This is a genomic window from Roseibium aggregatum (genome assembly GCF_017309185.1).
In the GTDB taxonomy this organism is placed as follows: Bacteria; Pseudomonadota; Alphaproteobacteria; order Rhizobiales; family Stappiaceae; genus Roseibium; species Roseibium aggregatum_B.
The window spans coordinates 1,068,945-1,086,765 of record NZ_JAEKJZ010000001.1 but is presented as its reverse complement, the minus strand read 5'-3'; the positions used below and the strand labels follow the sequence as shown (position 1 = coordinate 1,086,765).

General features: G+C 60.2%; 15 protein-coding genes and 2 tRNA genes. 10 read left to right on the top strand and 7 right to left on the bottom strand.

Going from position 1 to position 17,821, the window contains the following annotated elements; translation table 11 throughout:
- Positions 1 to 82 precede the first annotated feature (82 nt).
- The 3 genes from JF539_RS04715 to JF539_RS04705 form a co-directional block, all read right to left on the bottom strand.
- Positions 83 to 1,618 carry an acetyl-CoA hydrolase/transferase family protein gene (locus JF539_RS04715; protein WP_207139177.1) on the bottom strand — a complete coding sequence of 512 codons (1,536 nt, stop codon included), beginning with the start codon at positions 1,616 to 1,618 and terminating at the stop codon, positions 83 to 85.
- Positions 1,619 to 2,469: 851 nt separating this feature from the next.
- On the bottom strand, positions 2,470 to 2,970 hold the full coding sequence (locus JF539_RS04710) for a PEGA domain-containing protein (protein ID WP_236042341.1): 501 nt from the start codon (positions 2,968 to 2,970) through the stop codon (positions 2,470 to 2,472).
- Between the two features lie 148 nt (positions 2,971 to 3,118).
- Positions 3,119 to 3,193, bottom strand: a tRNA-Gln gene (locus JF539_RS04705).
- A gap of 336 nt (positions 3,194 to 3,529) precedes the next feature.
- On the opposite strand from JF539_RS04705, the gene JF539_RS04700 reads away from it, so the two are divergent.
- A tRNA-Pro gene (locus tag JF539_RS04700) sits at positions 3,530 to 3,606 on the top strand.
- 192 nt (positions 3,607 to 3,798) lie between these two features.
- Here JF539_RS04700 and JF539_RS04695 read toward each other — a convergent pair.
- From JF539_RS04695 to JF539_RS04680, 4 genes are read right to left on the bottom strand one after another with little or no spacing between them, the layout of a single operon-like run.
- Positions 3,799 to 4,845, bottom strand: coding sequence for a LacI family DNA-binding transcriptional regulator (locus JF539_RS04695; protein ID WP_236042340.1), 1,047 nt, complete (start codon positions 4,843 to 4,845; stop codon positions 3,799 to 3,801).
- Between the two features lie 44 nt (positions 4,846 to 4,889).
- Positions 4,890 to 6,380, bottom strand: a complete 1,491-nt coding sequence (locus JF539_RS04690; RefSeq protein ID WP_207139176.1) for a tripartite tricarboxylate transporter permease — start codon at positions 6,378 to 6,380, stop codon at positions 4,890 to 4,892.
- Positions 6,381 to 6,388: 8 nt separating this feature from the next.
- Positions 6,389 to 6,808 carry a tripartite tricarboxylate transporter TctB family protein gene (locus JF539_RS04685; RefSeq protein WP_207139175.1) on the bottom strand — a complete coding sequence of 140 codons (420 nt, stop codon included), beginning with the start codon at positions 6,806 to 6,808 and terminating at the stop codon, positions 6,389 to 6,391.
- A 58-nt stretch (positions 6,809 to 6,866) separates the two neighbouring features.
- Entirely contained in the window at positions 6,867 to 7,916 is a 1,050-nt protein-coding gene (locus JF539_RS04680) for a hypothetical protein (protein WP_207139174.1), read from the bottom strand.
- Positions 7,917 to 8,144: 228 nt separating this feature from the next.
- On the opposite strand from JF539_RS04680, the gene araD reads away from it, so the two are divergent.
- From araD to JF539_RS04635, 9 genes are all read left to right on the top strand, one after another.
- On the top strand, positions 8,145 to 9,881 hold the full coding sequence (araD, locus tag JF539_RS04675) for an L-arabinonate dehydratase (RefSeq protein ID WP_419247675.1): 1,737 nt from the start codon (positions 8,145 to 8,147) through the stop codon (positions 9,879 to 9,881).
- A gap of 57 nt (positions 9,882 to 9,938) precedes the next feature.
- Positions 9,939 to 10,838, top strand: a complete 900-nt coding sequence (locus JF539_RS04670) for a dihydrodipicolinate synthase family protein (protein ID WP_207139172.1) — start codon at positions 9,939 to 9,941, stop codon at positions 10,836 to 10,838.
- A 15-nt stretch (positions 10,839 to 10,853) separates the two neighbouring features.
- Positions 10,854 to 12,368, top strand: a complete 1,515-nt coding sequence (locus JF539_RS04665; RefSeq protein ID WP_207139171.1) for an aldehyde dehydrogenase (NADP(+)) — start codon at positions 10,854 to 10,856, stop codon at positions 12,366 to 12,368.
- A gap of 12 nt (positions 12,369 to 12,380) precedes the next feature.
- Positions 12,381 to 13,091, top strand: coding sequence for a ribonuclease activity regulator RraA (locus JF539_RS04660; protein ID WP_207139170.1), 711 nt, complete (start codon positions 12,381 to 12,383; stop codon positions 13,089 to 13,091).
- Between the two features lie 604 nt (positions 13,092 to 13,695).
- Positions 13,696 to 14,457 carry an MliC family protein gene (locus JF539_RS04655; RefSeq protein ID WP_207139169.1) on the top strand — a complete coding sequence of 254 codons (762 nt, stop codon included), beginning with the start codon at positions 13,696 to 13,698 and terminating at the stop codon, positions 14,455 to 14,457.
- 60 nt (positions 14,458 to 14,517) lie between these two features.
- Positions 14,518 to 15,114 (top strand): SAM-dependent methyltransferase, encoded by a 597-nt coding sequence (locus JF539_RS04650; RefSeq protein ID WP_207139168.1) that lies wholly within the window; start codon positions 14,518 to 14,520, stop codon positions 15,112 to 15,114.
- Positions 15,115 to 15,368: 254 nt separating this feature from the next.
- Positions 15,369 to 16,367, top strand: a complete 999-nt coding sequence (locus JF539_RS04645) for a DUF3089 domain-containing protein (RefSeq protein WP_207139167.1) — start codon at positions 15,369 to 15,371, stop codon at positions 16,365 to 16,367.
- 96 nt (positions 16,368 to 16,463) lie between these two features.
- Positions 16,464 to 17,120 carry a ParA family protein gene (locus tag JF539_RS04640; RefSeq protein ID WP_207139166.1) on the top strand — a complete coding sequence of 219 codons (657 nt, stop codon included), beginning with the start codon at positions 16,464 to 16,466 and terminating at the stop codon, positions 17,118 to 17,120.
- Positions 17,117 to 17,815, top strand: coding sequence for a YcjF family protein (locus tag JF539_RS04635; protein ID WP_207139165.1), 699 nt, complete (start codon positions 17,117 to 17,119; stop codon positions 17,813 to 17,815). The genes JF539_RS04640 and JF539_RS04635 overlap by 4 nt, the downstream gene beginning before the upstream one ends.
- Positions 17,816 to 17,821: the final 6 nt, after the last annotated feature.

Here is a 17,821-nt window from a genome sequence, read left to right as displayed (position 1 = left end):
GAGACGCCTCTTAGACGGTCAAAACAGCGGTCTCCCGGGGAGCCGCCGGCGCTGCGTCCGGGATGCCTCGCCGGGGCCCGGCTCAACAGCCTGCGTGAGCATCGCCTGGCTGCATCGAGCCGGTCTCGACGTAACGCTGATGCCAGGAGAGCGCCTCGCCCAGGATGTTCGGCGCATGCCGGCCGAAGGAGGTCTCGCTGGCGCGGCGGTAATAGTCCTGCAACATCGGTCGGTAGACCGGATGGGCGCAGTTGGCGATGATGACCTCCGCCCGCTGCTTCGGGCTGAGACCCCTGAGGTCGGCGAGCCCCTGCTCGGTGACAATCACCTGCACATCCTGACTTGTGTGGTCCACATGGGCGGCCTGGGGCACGATGGCGGAGATCTTGCCACCCTTGGCGATCGACGGCGTCATGAAGATCGAAACAAAGGCGTTGCGCGCGAAATCGCCGGACCCGCCAATACCGTTCTGGATGCGCGACCCCATGACATGGGTGGAGTTGACATTGCCGTAGATGTCCGCCTCGATCAGGCCGTTCATGGCGATACAGCCGAGCCGGCGGACCAGTTCGGGATGGTTGGAGATTTCCTGCGGCCGCAGGATCAGCTTTCCGGTGAAGCGGGCCGCATCCCGGTTGAAGCGCTCCGCCGCGTTGGGGCTCAGGGAAAAAGCCGTCGCCGACGCCATGCGCAGCTTGCCTTCTTCCAGAAGGTCGAGCATGCCGTCCTGGATCACTTCCGTATAGGCGGTCATGTTGCCGAAGGGCGCGTCCATCAGGCCGGCCAGCACCGCGTTGGTGACATTGCCGACACCGGATTGCAGCGGCAGAAGCTCCTGAGGCAGCCGGCCGACCTTCACCTCATGGGCCAGGAACTCCAGCAGATGTCCAGCGATCGCATTGGCCACGTCATCGGGTTCGGCAAAGGGCAGATTGCGGTCCGGCGCGTCCGTTTCGACGATGGCAACAATCTTGTCCGGATCGACGCTGAAATGGGTCCTACCGATACGGTCGTCCGGACGCACCAGCGGGATCGGCTTGCGGTTGGGCGGCAGCGCGGTGCCGTAATAGATGTCGTGCATGCCGTCGAGCGCCTCGCTCTGCCAGCCGTTCACTTCCAGGATGATCTGGCTGGCCTGGTCGAGCCAGGTCTTGTTGTTGCCGATGGAGGAAGACGGGATCAGCGTCTTGTCGGGCGTGATGCCGGAAACCTCGACGATCGCCGTATCGAGGGGGCCGAGAAAGCCCTGCCAGGCCATCGGCGCGACCTGGCTCAGATGCATGTCGAAATAGTGCATTTCCCCGGCATTGATCCGCTCGCGCGCGACCGGGTCGGAATTGTAAGGCAGTCGGAACTCGATGCCGTTCACCTTGGCGAGCGCGCCGTCGAGTTCCGGCCCCGTCGAGGCGCCGGTCCAGACCTTCACCTTGAACGGGTTGCCGGCCGCATGTTCTTCCTCGATCCGCCGCGCCAGGGCCATCGGTACCGATTTCGGATAGCCGGACCCGGTGAAGCCGCTCATGCCCACAGTCGTGGAGGGCCGAATGAGGGACGCGGCGTCATCGGCGCTCATGATCTTGTCGCGCAACGACGCATTCTGGATTCGACTGCCGGTCATGGAGGTCCTGCCCTTGAAATTATTGTAGAAAACGGCGCTCGAACCGGCGCCAATTCAGGAACATAAGCCTCCAGGACAGGCCAAAACAGGTAAGAAGCCGGTGGAAAAACGCATGGCAGATGTCAGCGTTTCGCATGCCAGAGGACGGGGAGACGGTCAAACGACCTTCAGAAAGGGCGCTGAAATGCATTGCGCCGCTTGCCGGTTTTAAAGTTTTTTCGGCCTCGCATTCCGCAGCCCGCCTACCCCCATGATCGGGCTTTTCAAATCCGGCTCCGTCACCGCCTTGGCGGCCCGGTGCGTGGCTCGTGCGGGAACCCTTCTGGAGAACCGGGCTCAGGCAATATCGGCCTTGCCCGGTGCTCGCGCACAGGCGGCAGGCTGTTTTCCAGCTTTTCCGGTGGAACCGGTTGCCCTACCGGTTCTGCCGTTCTTTTCCAGGACTCCCGCAAACACCAAAAAGAAACAAGCTCAGAAGCGTTTTGCCTCCACCTGCGCGCCCCATCGACCAAACTCGATGCCCGCCTTCCAAGCCAGGTGTCCAGATTGTTGCCCCCCTCGGATTGTCATTCCGGACAAGTAAGGCGTCAGCCGAACGCAGATCCGGAACCCAGACATATGCCGCGCCGAAGGCGCTCAATACTGTAAATTTAACAGATAGATACAAGAATTGGTGCTCGTGACCGCTCGCGCTGATTGCTGGATTCCGGCTCACGCGATGCCGCTTCACGCCAAGCTGGCCGGAATGACGGCATGAGGTTTATCAGCAGTCTGGATGCCCGGCTCCCGCGCCGGGCATTTTCCTTTCGGTACGATGTCGAAGACGCGGGAAAGGTTGCCGGAAAGAACGCTCAGACGCCGCCCCTGCTCCGCATCGCGGCCTCTTCCTGCGCGCGCCGCTTGGCTGCGATCTCGTCGCGAACCTCCGAAAGATCGCCTTTCGGTGTGTCCGGGTCTTTCGGGTTCAGCGGAACGAGCTCCACCAGAACGGGATTCGGCTTGTGATCGAGCGTTGCGCCCGATGCCGCATCGATGCCCACGCCGATCACGCCACCGACCAGGACATTTCCCGCGATTCCGGCCACACCACCCGGCGCGACCGCCGTCGTCACACGCACCGTCTGCGTGTTGTAGCCTTCCTTTGAAACGATCACCGAAAACTCGGTCTTTCGCAACACTTCCAGCGAACATGGTGACGTGGTGCAGGTCAGACCGATATTGGTTGCGATCTGAGCGCCTTCGGGCGACGCGTAGATCTTGACGGTTTCGGTTGTCCCGCGCGTTACGCTGGCACATGCGGAAAGACCCGCGCTAGCGGCAAGCACCGCTACGGTCAAAAGAAATTTTTTCAAGAACAGGCCCCCCAGCCACTGGCATTTCGAGGGATCTCATAGGCGAAAAACGACGGTACAGGCAACGGCTTTCTGTATCAGCCGCAATCGCACACCGCTCTGCCCATTCGCAGCGCGCGAAACATCGTCTTTGGATCTTGAGAAAAACTGGCTGGGGTGGAAGGATTCGAACCTTCGCATGGCGGTACCAAAAACCGCTGCCTTACCGCTTGGCTACACCCCAAGGCCGTGGGAGAGCTGTATAGCGATGCCCGTGACGAAACGCAAGCCTTGGCAGGCGCGAAGAATTCATCGCACAGGCGGGTTTTCCCCAGGCGGTTATCACGCTCTTAAAAAAACGGCCTGCCCCACTTTGCCTCCCTGTGCCCAGGCGTCTCCTCCGCGCGCGAAACCACCGGGCCGGCCGCTATCTTGCTCAGAACATTGAGGCTTTCAAAAATTTTCCGATTGCCGCCGGAAGCCCCTTGCGGGACGGGGTCAGCTTTGCTAAATGAGCCTCCACGCAGCGCGGCCTTGCCCCGCTGTTCCCGTTGGGTTTACTCTTAAATCCAAATTCTGTCGGAGTGTAGCGCAGCCTGGTAGCGCACCTCGTTCGGGACGAGGGGGTCGGAGGTTCGAATCCTCTCACTCCGACCATTTTCTTCTCTTGCATAGCATTGGCTACAAAGCTGTTTTCGATCGACCGAGATCAACGCCAAATTGACAGTTGTCAAACGGGTGAACGTTTCGGCGTGTTTTCCGGAACGGGTCTTTTTTCACCCGGCTTCCGTTTTCCGCCATGCCTCGACCGATCGACAGCCTCAGTTCAGACGGCAATACCCGCATAAATCAGCAGGATTTGCGTCGGACGATTTCAAAGCCGATGTCAGTGAACGGTTGCAGGGGCGTCTGTCCCGAGAAGCGCTTCAGCATGGCCTTGGCCGCCTCCCGGCCAAGCGCCTCGCGATCCACACGCACCGTGGTGATCGCGGGATCGGTGTGCGCGGCAAAATCCTGATCGCCAAATCCGATCACCGCAACATCTTCCGGAACGCTCAAGCCGCGGGCGCGGGCTTCGACCATGATGCCGAGCGCCAGGATGTCGGAGCTGCAAAAGATGACGCCATTTTTGAACCCCTGCTGATCAATCAGTTCGGCCAAGCCAGCGCGCCCGTTTGCAAGGCTGGCCTGGGCCTCGAAGTTGACCTCGGCCACATCAGTGCCGGAGCGCCTGGCGAACCGCTCGGCAAAGGCGGTTTTGCGCCTCAGGGCGCGTTCATCGCCCGCAGACACGCTACCGGCACGCTCATAACCTGAGTCGATGACGAAATCGGCAACCGCCCTGCCGGCTTCGGAATGGGAGAAGCCGACACATTGATCGATCGGTGTCTCGGTCACATCCCATACTTCGACAATCGGAATGGATGCTCCCAGCAGGGCCCGCCTGGCCGCGCCCGTGTGTCGTATGCCGGTCAGCAGCATTGCATCAGGGCGCCGGGACAGGTGAGCGGCGATCAGCTTTTCCTCGTCCTCAAGGTCGAACCCGGTCTCCGACAGAAGTACCTCGTAGCCGTTTTCACGCATCACCGCGTTGAACGGGCTGATCATCGAGGTGTAGGTGATGTTGGTGATCGACGGCACCAGAACCGAGACCAGCATGCTTTTCTGGGACGCCAGAGCGCCGGCAATGGCATTTGGCACAAATCCGGTCGCATCGATCGCATCCCGGATCTTCTTCAGCGTTTCCTGCGAGACCTTGGAAGGGTCTGAAAGGGCGCGAGACACGGTCACCTGCGAGACGCCGGCCATTCGGCCGACCGTTGCCATTGTCACCCCTCGGGACACCTTCTTGCGGGGCCCCGAAGTCATTTCGGCAGTCGTTTCGATCTTTGTCATTGGCGGAATATTCCATTGCCCTCTGCAGGAGTGCAAGGGTCATGTCATGTGTCCGTAGCCTCGCCGTGCTTCTTCGACAGGATGATCGAACCTGCGATCGAAGCGGCAATTAGAACCCACAGCACCACTGCGATCCAGCTCTTGGTGAAGAAGATGGTCACATCGCCGAAGGATTCCAGACTCTTGACGAAATAGACCTCCGCTGACGGCCCCAGAATGAAGCCGATGATGAAGGGGGCCACCTCGAGCCTTAGCTTGGTTGCCAGCCAGCCGAAAAGGCCGAAGATCAGCAAGGTCCAGACGTCGAACATGATGCCGTAATTGATTGTATAGGCCCCGATCACGCACATCATCAAAATGACAGGGAAGAGGATGTGTTTCGGGATCGTCACCACCAGGGCGAAATAGCGGATCGCCACATACATCATCGCGAACATCGCCAGGTTCGCGACCAGCATCGCGAAGATCATGGCGTTCCATGTGTCCGGATTGTTGCCGATGAACAGCGGCCCGACCTGAATTCCCTGCAGCGTGAAAGCACCGATCAGGAGCGCTGTCGTTGAATCGCCCGGGATCCCGAGCGACAATAGCGGTACCAGCGCGCCGCCTGTCAGACCGTTGTTGCCAGCTTCCGAGGCCATGATCCCTGCCGGTTCGCCCTCGCCGAAACGCTCCGGATTACGCGAAAAGGTCTTGGCGTTCGAATAGGCCAGAATGGAGGCGGCCGACCCGCCGACACCGGGCAGGATGCCGACAAAGGTGCCGATGCCGGATGAGCGTAGCAGATTGATCAGCTGGCCCTTGAAGATTCCAATTGAGAACGTCGATTTCTTACCGACCTTGATATCCTTGATGCCATGGCCTTTCGGCATGCCGATTTCCGCTTGTTCCAGGATCGCGGCCAAACCAAACAGCCCGATCAGCACCGGCAATAGCGAGAAGCCTCCTTCAAGCCAATACTCCGTTCCCTCAGGGACCAAACGCAGCTCCCCGTTACCACCCTTGGAGATGTCATAGGTGCCGATCAGGGAAACGAAAATGCCCAGGATGCCGGAAAAAATGCCGATCAGCATATCCGAGGAAAGAGCTGCCATGACGGTCAGGGCGAAAAAGATGATCAGGAACTTCTCGACATAGGAGAACTTGATGGCGAAGTCCGCCAGGGTCGGGGCGAAGAGAAAGAGGATCAACAGGCTGATCAGGCCGCCGACGAGGGACGCGCAAATACCGATCCGCAGTGCCTTTTCGCCTTCCCCCTTCTTTGACATGGGATAGCCGTCGAAGGTGGTCGTGATCGAACTGGGGGTGCCGGGAATACCAAGGAGAATGGCCGGCACCAGGCCACCGGAGATACCACCGACGTAAAGCCCCAGAAGGAGCGCCAGGCCATTTTCCAGTCCCAGAGAGTAGGTAATCGGCAGACAGATGGCGACCGCCATGGTCGCCGTCATCCCTGGAATCGCGCCAAAGATAATGCCGACCAGGGTTCCACCGACAATGAGCGACAGGAACAGGGGCGTAACAAGCTCAAACATCTGGAAACCTAGGGAAGCGTCAGGAACAACGGATAGGTGAAGAGCCACCAGACAAAGGTCGGTCCGGTCAGCGAAATGGCCGCGATCGGCAACAGGCTTTTCAGGTCACGGTCATGGGAAAGCAGACTGCCGGTGGCGAAAACAAAGGGCACCGAGCAGATTAGAAAGCCCAGCCCCGTGTTCGGCCAGAAATCTCCGATCGGAACCATCAGCGAAAAATAGACAAGGGTCAGACCCAACGTACCGAGGAAGCGCATCTTGTCCATGCGAGCGAGAACGCCTCGCCAGTAGGCGGCGCTACCGGCTATCCTGCGGCGGTCCCGGATCAGGATTGCAAGCCCGAGCAGAGCAAGGACACCTGAGACAATTGTTGGAAACAGCAGATGTGACGTATCGAAATCGATCGTCACCCTTGTGAACGTGCCCAAATACCCCTCCCCTGGCGTATGGCAAAACGGCCCGGCTGGGATACCGGGCCGCAGGTACTCACTTGCTGCCGGAGATTTCGGCAATCACATTGCGATAGGTGTCGCGTTTGGCTTCAAGATGTGCCTTGGCTTCCTTTGATGGAAGGAAGTTGGGAATGAAGAAAGAGCCTTTCTGGCGCTTCTGGATGTCGCCCTTCTCAAAGATCTCGGCCAGAGCGGTATCGATCTGATCGATGATGGCCGGATCCATGTCCGGATTGAACAGGAAGAAAAACTCCTTGTCGAAGGTGAAATCCTGTTCCCCGTCAAGCGTTACGCTGGTTGCCGGAGATGCGAACTTCAGGAGCTGATCGCGGGTCGTGTTGCCCATGCCCTCGGCCGGCGCCTGCTGAAGCGTCGCGTCCCGCGCTGTAATCCAGACAAACTTCATACCCTTGGCATCGCCGTCTCCCAGCTGGGTGAATTGCTCATTGGCCTGGATAGAACCGTTGATGACATCGGCAAGGTTGTCCCACATGGCCTGGTTCTTGTCGGACTGGGATCCGGTGTTGACCGCGACAATGTTTTCTTCCGAGCCCGGTGCGCGTACACGCGCGGCGTTTTTCATGGCCGAGAAACCGATCTCCGATACGCCGCCTGGCTGGATTGCCACACGAACACGCTCTCCGGCCTCGGCTGCCTTGAGAATGTCTTCCATCGACTCATGGGGAGAATTCGCCGGAACCAGATAAGCGTTCCCCGGATTGATGGCAACTGTCGGCCCTATCGCATAATTGGCAAAAGGATCCTCATAGCCACGACGGCCATAGAGATGACCAAGATACGACTGGTCGTGGAAAATCATGAGTGTCGTTCCGCGGCTGTCCCGCTTCAGCGCCTTGAATGCCTCAGAAGCCCCTACAGCATCCACCTTGATGTTGATACCGAGATGATCAGCCAAGGCTTCGGCCACGATTGCCGAGTTCTGGTAGGTGTCGCCACCCGTTGATGTCGAGCCAATAACGAGGCGCACGTTACGCGGCAATTCCTGGGCTGCAGACATCATAGGCTGCGCAATAAATGCAGCAAGACTTGCTGCTGCAAGAATAGTCCTGCGTGTCAGTTTCATTATGTCCTCCCAATGGCCGAGTCGCTCGGCCGAATAGTTACATCCTCCGGGCGCGAACCTCCCGCCCAAGCGCATCATGTATGCGCATACATTCTGTTCCTACAGCACCTGTCAAGTGAGTCAAGCCCAAAATTTGTTATCTAAATGGAACGAATAATCCTATTGACGAATATTTATGAATGCGCATACATCACAAGCATCGAATTTCGCGGGAGGACCTGAATGGCCATGAATGCACGTTTGAAACCTGAGCAGCTGAGGAGCGCACGCTGGTTCGCGCCCGATGACTTGCGCAGTTTCGGCCATCGCTCCCGCATGATGCAGCTCGGTTATTCGGAAGAGGAATTCGTCGGCAGACCGATCGTCGGTATCATGAACACCTGGTCGGAACTCAACGCTTGCCACGGCCATTTTCCGGAAAGGGTCAAGGACGTCAAACGCGGCGTTTCCCAAGCAGGCGGGTTTGCGGTCGAGATGCCTTCTCTCTCTGTAGACGAGAGCTTCACCAAGCCGACATCCATGCTCTACCGCAACATGCTGGCCATGGAAGTGGAGGAAATGATCCGCTCCCACCCGCTCGATGGTGTCGTGCTGATGGGCGGCTGCGACAAGACAACCCCGGGCCTTGTCATGGGCGCCCTGACCGCAGGCGTTCCGATGATCTACCTGCCGGCGGGGCCAATGCTGCGCGGACACTACGCCGGCAAGATCCTCGGATCAGGTTCAGATGCCTGGAAATACTGGGATGAACGCCGCGCCGGCCAGATCACCGACGAGGAATGGATCGGAATCCAGGGGGGCATTGCCCGTTCGGTCGGCACCTGCATGACCATGGGTACCGCATCGACCATGACCGCCATCACCGACGCCCTCGGCCTGACCCTTCCCGGTGCCTCCTCCATTCCGGCAGCAGATTCCGGCCATCAGCGCATGTCGTCAGACTGCGGACGGCGGATCGTCGACATGGTCTGGGAAGACTTGACGCCAGAGAAGATCGTCACGGAAGCGGCTGTCCGCAATGCCGCGACTGTCGCCATGGCCACTGGCTGCTCCACCAACGCCGTGGTCCACCTGATCGCCATCGCCCGCCGTGCGGGTGTGGATCTCACCCTCGATGACATGGACGCGCTGGGCCGCACCACGCCGCTGATTGCCAATATCCGCCCAGCAGGAAAAGACTATCTGATGGAGGATTTCTTTTACGCCGGCGGCCTGCGCGCGCTTATGAAACAACTGGAAGAGCGGCTGGACACAACCTGCGTCACGGTCACCGGCAAATCGATGTCCGCCGGATTGGATGGCGCAAAAGTCTACAATGAAGACGTCATTCGGCCCCTGTCCAACCCGGTTTATCATGAAGGCTCGCTCGCGGTTCTGCGCGGCAACCTTTGCCCCGACGGCGCGGTCATCAAACCTGCAGCCTGCGATCCGAAGTATCATAGCCATGAAGGACCGGCACTGGTCTTCGACAGCTACCCAGACATGAAAGCGGCTATTGACGATGAGGACCTCGACGTCACGCCGGACCATGTTCTGGTGTTGCGAAATGCCGGCCCGCAAGGCGGCCCGGGCTTTCCCGAATGGGGCATGCTTCCGATCCCCAAAGCACTCATCAGACAGGGGCATCGTGACATGCTCCGCATTTCCGATGCGCGAATGTCCGGCACCTCATACGGCGCTTGCGTCCTGCATGTTGCCCCTGAGTCCCATATTGGCGGCCCCCTTGCCTTGCTCGAAACCGGAGACACCATCCGGCTGGACTTGCCCAACCGGCGCCTGGACATGCTGGTCGACGAAGCCGAGCTGGAGAAACGGCGGGCAGCATGGCGGCCTCCGAAACCCAAATTTCAGCGCGGCTACGGCTGGATGTTTGCCCGTCATGTGACCCAGGCCGACAAGGGCTGCGACTTTGATTACCTGGAGGCCGGATTTGGTCCGGCGGCCGGTGAACCGGACATCTACTGAGATTGATAGCGATAAAGACCAACAGCGACTTTCAGACAAACCGAGCGACTTCTTTCAATGACACATGATCTCGACACGGCCCTGACAGGCATTTCAGGCATTCTGGTAACGCCCTATGGCGAAGATGGCGACATCGCCCCTTCCAAACTGGAACCCATCGTTACCCGGGTTCTGGATGCCGGTATCCACATACCGGTGGTCAACGGCAACACTGGCGAATTCTATGCGCTGACCACCGAGGAAGCCTGCACCATGGTGCGGGAAGTGAGCACTATGGTTGATGGCCGTGCACCGGTTCTGGCTGGAGTCGGACGCGGTCTGCGCGATGCCTGCACACTTGCCAAGGCATCGGCAGATGCAGGTGCAACGGCACTGATGATCCATCAGCCACCCGACCCATTCGTCGCACCGCGTGGAACCGTGGACTACATCAAGGCCATTTCGGATGCTTCCGGCGGCTTGCCGATGATGCTTTATCTCCGCAACGACGCCATCGGCACCGGGGCAATTGCCGATCTGTGTGCCCTACCCGGTGTCAAGGGCGTCAAATGGGCGACCCCGAACCCGCAGAAACTGGCGGCTGCGAAAGCTGCCTGCGATCCTTCCATCGTCTGGGTGGGCGGTCTCGCAGAAGTTTGGGCTCCGGCCTTCTATGCCGTCGGCGCGCGCGGGTTCACTTCCGGACTGATCAACGTCTGGCCGGAACGCTCGCTCGCCATTCATGCTGCCCTGGAAGCCTCCAACTACCACAAGGCAAACGCCTTAATCGCCGAAATGCGCGCTTTTGAAGACATACGCGCAGAGGAAATGAACGGCACAAACGTCACTGGCGTAAAAGCCGCCCTGCAGTTGCTTGGCAATGACTGTGGCCCGACCCGGCCGCCGTCTGCCTGGCCGCTCACACCGGATCAGCAGCAGAAACTTGAAGGTTTCCTGACCTCCAACAACCTCATCTGACAGGCGTTTCAAACCATGACTTTTGCACCACACGGCAAACACCTGATCGCCGGTCAATGGGTTGCGACCAGCGCGCAGTTCAAATCGGAACCTGCCCATGGCTCCCCCCATGCCTTTTGCGTCGGCACACCGGACCTTGTCGATGAAGCCTGCAAGCAGGCCGAGGAGGCTTTCTGGAGCTTTGGCGCTTCCAGCCGTGAAGACCGTGCCCGGTTCCTCGACACCATTGCCGAGGAAATCGAAAAGCGCGCCGAAGCCATCACCGAAATAGGAACCCGGGAAACCGGGCTGCCGGAGGCTCGACTGAACGGTGAGCGCAGCCGCACGACCGGCCAGTTGAAATTGTTTGCGGCCCATATTCGAAGCGGCGCCCATCTCGATATCCGCAAAGACGAGGCTTTGCCGGATCGCCAGCCGCTGCCGCGTCCGGAATTGCGCATGATGCAGAGACCGATTGGACCAGTCGCTGTTTTCGGCGCGTCCAATTTCCCGCTGGCCTTTTCGACCGCCGGTGGTGACACTGCTGCCGCGCTCGCCGCCGGATGTCCGGTTGTCGTCAAGGGGCATTCCGCCCATCCCGGCACCGGCGAGATCATCGCGGAGGCCGTCCACGCGGCACTCAAGTCTTGTGGTATACATCCGGGCGTCTTCAGCCTGATCCAGGGCGGCAAGCGCGATGTCGGCCAGGCTCTCGTCCAGCACCCGCTGATCAAGGCCGTCGGCTTCACCGGATCGCTGGTGGGTGGCCGTGCTCTCTTCGACCTCTGCGCCGCTCGCCCAGAGCCCATTCCGTTCTTCGGCGAACTCGGCTCCGTAAACCCGATGTTCGTCCTGCCTGAAGCGCTCGCCGCACGCGGCGCCGAGATCGGCACCGGCTGGGCAGGATCGCTCATCATGGGCGCGGGCCAATTCTGCACCAATCCGGGAATTACCGTCGTTACCAAGGGCGCTCAAGGCGATGCACTTGTCACTGCGGCCAAGGCGGCACTTGAAGCGGCTGCCCCCCAGACCATGCTGACCGAAGGCATCGCAAGCGCCTATCGTGAAGGCAAGGCCCGTTTTGACGGCTGCGCAGGTGTTTCGGCACTTCTGACGACGGACAGCAAAGAGCGCTCCGCCCTGCCGAACCTTTACGAGACCGAGCTCGACACGTTCCTTGGAAATCATTCCCTTGGCGAAGAGGTTTTCGGTCCGCTTGGCCTTGTTGTGCGTGTCAGCGGACTTGAGGACATGCTGCACCTTGCCAAAACACTGGAAGGCCAGCTGACTGCAACGCTTCATATGGATTCAGGGGATCGCGATGCCGCGAAATTCCTGTTGCCTGTACTTGAGCGCAAGGCCGGGCGGGTGCTCGCCAACGGCTTTCCTACAGGAGTTGAGGTGTGCGACGCCATGGTTCACGGCGGCCCCTACCCCGCTTCGACCAATTTCGGCGCGACATCAGTCGGAACCCTTTCGATCCGGCGGTTCCTGCGCCCGGTTTGCTACCAGAACATTCCCGAGGGCGTCCTGCCCGCAGATTTCGCCTGAGGAGGAGGCACCATGAACGAGGAAACCCGGCAAAAGCTCATGGGCGTTTCCGTCGCCACCCTGGCGACGGCGCTTTACAAACGCGGCCTGCGGAACCAGGTGATCCAGGGCGTTCACCCGGTTGCCCGGAAAGGCAAGAACATGGTCGGACCAGCCTTCACGCTTCGCTATATGCCGGCACGCGAAGACCGGAACCAGCTGAGTGAATTTCGCAATCCGGAGCACCCGCAGCGGGTTGCAATCGAAACATGTCCGGAAGGTCACGTGCTCGTCATGGACAGCCGCAAGAGCGCAACCGCAGCATCGGCGGGGGATATTCTAATCACGCGCCTCATGATGCGTGGCGGCGGCGGTGTAGTTACCGACGGAGGGTTTAGAGACGCGGCAACAATCGGCGACCTTGATATTCCCGCCTATCACACGAGGCCCTCCAGCCCAACCAACCTGACGACCAATGAGGCAATCGAGCTAAATTGTCCAATCGGTTGCGGCGATGCGCCTGTATTCCCAGGCGACATTATCGTCGGAGACGACGACTGTGTCATTGTCATCCCGGCACATATCGCTGATGAAGTTGCTGACGAGGCTATCGAAATGACTGCCTATGAGGACTTTGTCGTGGAAAGAGTGAAACAGGGAGAAAGCATCATCGGGCTTTACCCTTGCACCAAGGACGCCCACCAGAAAAACTTCCAGGAATGGCGCCGGAAAAACGATCGCTGATCCGGCAACTCCATCCTGTAATGCAAAACCGCGTCTGCACCTGTTTCCTTGACCAGGAAAACAGGTGCGACAGACTGAAGTCCTTCCTCCACTTTGGACACCTCTTGCCACGGCATCGACACCTCCCGAAGAACGGCAAGAGTTACCCATGTGTCCGGAGCGTTTCGTCCCCTGCGTCTTAGGTGAGGCCTCTTTTCTCCGCATCAATTACAAGCGTCTTTTGCACGGTCTCCTGGCGACCCGGAAGTTAACGGTTTTCGGACGACTGACTGGTCTGGCGGTTCAGGCGAGCTCCAGGGTCTGGCCAGGTTTCATCGAACAGGGCTCTCCCCCAAACAGGGTAACCGGTTCAACCACCCGGATCTCACGGTGCCATCAGAACCATCCCTCCGACAGCGGCAGAGGAGCAGCAGCAAGTCGGACTGGATCAAACGGTCGTGGCCGCTTAACTTGAACGGAAAGCCGCCGGCGATCCCGGCGCGGTTCGATTTTCCGGCGGCGACGGCTTCCGGTGGGAATGCATCATCTGCAGGTCGCCGGGTGTGGCACTCGCAGGAACTTATGTGGAGTGCACGCATTGATCCGAGAGCACACGAAGAAACTCATGAATATCGCCGTCCTTGCAGCAACGCTTTGCGGACCGGCCTTGCCGGCCGTAGCACAATCCGCCGACGGCGCCCAATGGCAACAATCGGGATACGATGACGAAAATGGCGGGAGGTCATATACATTGACCTATGGAATTCCCGAGACCGACGCCTGGGCGCTGAACGCGTTTTGTGAGGCGCGCGCCAAGGGACCGGGCATTCCGCTGATGCTGGCGCTGAACTTCGGCGCGCGCAACAATGGTGACGTTGTCGAGGTCATCTTCTCGACAGGCGCCTATCAGACGGTCTTTTCCGGTACCGTCTCGATCCAGAGCGATGAATATGCAGGCGTGGAGGTGATGATCGGCGTGGAGGACCCGTTCTGGAACGCACTTGGCCAGGGCGATGCGCTCCTGTACGGGCTGCCCGGCGAGGAAATGCGTTCCGTTCCACTGCGCGGCGCAAACGCACCGGTCCGCAGCTTTCTCGACCATTGCCAACAGACTTTTGCAGCAACCGATGCCGCCACACCACCCGCTCCGGAAGGCCCGTTCACCTACAACTGCGACGACGGCTCCCACTTCTATCTGACCTTCGACAATTCGCAGTCCACGTCCGTGGCGACCATCTCCCTGGGAAGCAATTCGGCGACCCTGGTTCAAGCCCCCAGCGCAAGCGGGACGCTTTACAAGTTCGGCGCCCTGGAGATGCACACGAAAGGAGACGAGGCGATGATTGTCACGCCGCAGGACACCGTTCGCTGCATGCGTCAGCGGTAACCTTTTCAGCCGGGCCTGCGCTAACCGCCGGAGCCCCAGGACCTTCGAGGAACAACTTGGATGTGGGATGAACGCTATGCAACGGATGCCTATGTCTTCGGAACGGCGCCAAGTGCGTTTTTGGAGCGGAATGCCGACTTGCTGAAACCGGGCGAGAAGGCGCTCGCCGTCGCCGATGGCGAGGGGCGCAATTCGGTTTTCATGGCGCAAAGAGGTCTGCGGGTCACGGCGATGGACAATTCCGCCAGGGGGCTTGAGAAGGCGCGCCGCCTCGCTGAGGACAAGGCCGTCGAGGTGGACTTCCGGCTGGCCGACGTAACCACCTGGGAGTGGACGGCGTCGGCCTACGATGTCGTCGCCGCGATCTTCATTCAGTTCGCTCCGCCGGACCTACGCTCCGCCATCTTCGACGGAATTGAACAAACACTGAAACCCGGCGGGCTGTTGCTCCTGCATGGCTACACGCCAAAGCAGCTGGACTATAAAACCGGCGGGCCGTCGGCGGAGGCAAACCTCTATACAAAGGACTTGCTGACGGACCGTTTCGCCGACTGGGACATCCTTCGCCTCGAAGAGTACGAGGAGGAGCTCAGCGAAGGCGCCGGCCATTCGGGGCGCTCCGCCCTGATCGACCTGATCGCGCGACGTCCCGCTTGAGGAACTGAGAGGAGTGCGAGCTCTTCCGGGGATGCGGAGATCGCCCCCGACCGGGCCTTAGAACAGCGCCTTTTCCCTGTCCGTTCCGTTTCTGCCGTTGAAAGCTGCGGCAGCCCGTCCGGTGTCCCTTGATAGGCGGTGTTCACCCATGCTCAATATCGGGTAATGAGACCTGACCGATTGTCGGCGGGCGAGACCCTTGGAGTCGTTTGATGCTGACCTGCGCCCGAAAATGTTCTCCACGTCCAAAAGCAATGCGGATTGCAGTCTTCCTCGCCGCCCTTCTTTCCGTTTTCCTCCAGGAAGCACCGGCGGCGGACGGCAAGTCGAAGCTGCCGCCCTTCAACAAGGCGGATGTGCCGCCCGCTCCCGACTACGCGCAGGCGGCAAGCTGGCTTGACAAGCCGGACGATCCGGACCGCTTCGGCGTCGACATCTTCTGGGTCTATCCGACGGTTCTCTACGATACATCCGCCTGGCTGATGAATATCGAGCGCAAGGACCTGATTGAGGGAGCGGCCATGAGCGTCGCGTCGGAAGCGCATGCTTTTTCCGGTCAGGCCAACCTTTACGCTCCCCTCTACCGGCAGATGAACCTCGCCGGTTTCAATCTTCCGGAGGCCGAGCGCGATGCGATTGTCGCCTATGGCGAGGAGGACGTCCGCAGGGCCTTTGCCTACTACCTGGAGAATCACAACAACGGCCGGCCCGTCATTCTGGCCGCGCACAGCCAGGGATCGTACGTTCTGACCCAGCTCCTGGTGCATCACTGGGGCAAGATCGGCGTGGAGGACCGGGTGATCGCCGGCTATGTCGTCGGCTGGTCGCTGACGGAACAGGACCTGAAGGACAATCCGGCTATCGAGATCTGTGACCTCCCCCACCAGACCGGCTGTTTCGTCAGCTACAATTCCGTCGCCCCCGGGAAACAGAGCCTGTCTCCGCTCATCCAGCCGGGCGCCATCGTCGTCAATCCGCTGACCTGGACCCGCGATACGGCGCTCGCGCCCGCCAGTCTCAACCTCGGTTCGACCTTCTTCAACGAAGACGGCAGCTCCGAAACCCTGCCTGGTTTCGCCTCCGCCCAGATCGCCGACGGCGGACTGGCCGTCGTTGCGAAGGATCCGAAGCGGCTGGAGAGCCGTTTCTTTGCCAAAGGCGTCTATCACAGTTTCGACTACCCGCTGTTTTTCGAAAACATCTCGGCAAACGTGGCGCAGCGCACTCAAGCCTTTCTTACAGGCGGGAAATAGCTCCTGCCAGCGGTTGCTCGTCTTGTCTTCCATGGCTTTCCAGTCAGAATTTGTTAAAATTTACATGATCTGGCGGGGAATCAGCGGGGTGCAGCCATGAGTGGATCTGTCGTGACCATTGCCTCCTTGAAGGGGGGGAGCGGCAAGTCGACACTGGCCAGCAGTCTCGCCATTCACTGGAAATCGAAGGGTTTCAATCCTCTGCTCGTCGACGCCGATCCGCAGCGCTCGATCATGCGGCTGGCCGAGCGGGAACTGGCTCTTGGCGGCGTGGATGTTCTGGAGCAGGCCGACAAATCCGTGTGGACCGCGATCCAGCAGCAAAGTCCCATGCACTCCGTCACGATAGTCGACACGCCCGGCTTCGACAGCGATATCACGGTGGCCGCGCTCGCCGTCGCGGATCTGGTCCTGATCCCGGTCAAGGCATCGCCGCTCGATGTCGACCGGATGATGGACACGGTCAAGACCCTCATGAGCGGGGTCAAGGGCTGGGCCCCGACCTTCCGCTGTGTCCTGACGCAAACGATCCGGGGCAGCGTGATTTCCCGCCACATCCGGGCGGAACTCGAGGAAGGCGGCTTCCCGCTGCTTGCCAGCGAAATGCCGAACCGGGTCGCCTATGCGGAAGCCGGTTTGTTCGGCGCGACACCTACCCTGACCATGCCGGACGGCCCGGCAGCGCGGGACATTGCGGCCATCGCCGACGAGGCGGAAGCGCTGCTTGCGACCAAGAAGGCCTTGAGCGCATGAGCAAGAGACTGCCCCGGACGTCCCAGAAGACCCTGGACGACCTTCGCAAGGCAGCGAGTGCCGCGCTCGACGCCGAGAAAAAGACGCTCCGAACCGTTCCGCCTGAAAGCTTCGACAGTTCTTCGAAAAACTCTTCAGCGATGCCCCCTGAGGATGGCGGAGTGACGCCCATGACCGAAGAGACCCGGAACAGGACGGCTGAAAAAGCGGACGAAACGCAATCGCCCTCCTCCATGGCACCCGACCCTCAAGTGGCCCGCCGGACGGCAGGACCCAACCTTCCGACCAGGGCCGCCTTCCGAAAGGCCAGCGGACGGCTGATCGTGGAACGGCATGCCAATTTCGCGGCCGTCGCGGGACTGGTCCCCATGCCCCTGGTCGATCTGGCGGCGATCGCGGTCGTCGTGGAGCGGATGCTGCGCAAGCTCTCCCGGCTCTACGGCGAGCCGCTCGACCGCCACCGCAGCAAACAGCTGGCGGCGGCCATGCTGGTCGGCATGGCGGCGCCCGGCATCGCCAGTTTCACAACCTCGGCGGTGTTGAACATGGCGCCGGGACCGCAATTGCTCGGCATGGTGATCACGTCCGTCTCCGCCGCGGTGCTCGTGCGGACCGTCGGCGAGGTCTACCTGTCGCATCTTGCCGGGGAAAGCGGCGGCGGTGAGTTTTACGGCGCCACGCCTCAGCAACCGTAAACACAA

Coding starts and splice junctions, on each gene's coding strand:
- JF539_RS04655 (WP_207139169.1), top strand. CDS start 13,696: ATGAATATCGCCGTCCTTGCAGCAACGCTTTGCGGACCGGCCTTGCCG.
- JF539_RS04715 (WP_207139177.1), bottom strand. CDS start 1,618: ATGACCGGCAGTCGAATCCAGAATGCGTCGTTGCGCGACAAGATCATG.
- JF539_RS04660 (WP_207139170.1), top strand. CDS start 12,381: ATGAACGAGGAAACCCGGCAAAAGCTCATGGGCGTTTCCGTCGCCACC.
- JF539_RS04690 (WP_207139176.1), bottom strand. CDS start 6,380: ATGTTTGAGCTTGTTACGCCCCTGTTCCTGTCGCTCATTGTCGGTGGA.
- JF539_RS04650 (WP_207139168.1), top strand. CDS start 14,518: ATGTGGGATGAACGCTATGCAACGGATGCCTATGTCTTCGGAACGGCG.
- JF539_RS04695 (WP_236042340.1), bottom strand. CDS start 4,845: ATGACAAAGATCGAAACGACTGCCGAAATGACTTCGGGGCCCCGCAAG.
- JF539_RS04680 (WP_207139174.1), bottom strand. CDS start 7,916: ATGAAACTGACACGCAGGACTATTCTTGCAGCAGCAAGTCTTGCTGCA.
- JF539_RS04670 (WP_207139172.1), top strand. CDS start 9,939: ATGACACATGATCTCGACACGGCCCTGACAGGCATTTCAGGCATTCTG.
- JF539_RS04665 (WP_207139171.1), top strand. CDS start 10,854: ATGACTTTTGCACCACACGGCAAACACCTGATCGCCGGTCAATGGGTT.
- araD (WP_419247675.1), top strand. CDS start 8,145: ATGAATGCACGTTTGAAACCTGAGCAGCTGAGGAGCGCACGCTGGTTC.
- JF539_RS04640 (WP_207139166.1), top strand. CDS start 16,464: ATGAGTGGATCTGTCGTGACCATTGCCTCCTTGAAGGGGGGGAGCGGC.
- JF539_RS04645 (WP_207139167.1), top strand. CDS start 15,369: ATGCGGATTGCAGTCTTCCTCGCCGCCCTTCTTTCCGTTTTCCTCCAG.
- JF539_RS04635 (WP_207139165.1), top strand. CDS start 17,117: ATGAGCAAGAGACTGCCCCGGACGTCCCAGAAGACCCTGGACGACCTT.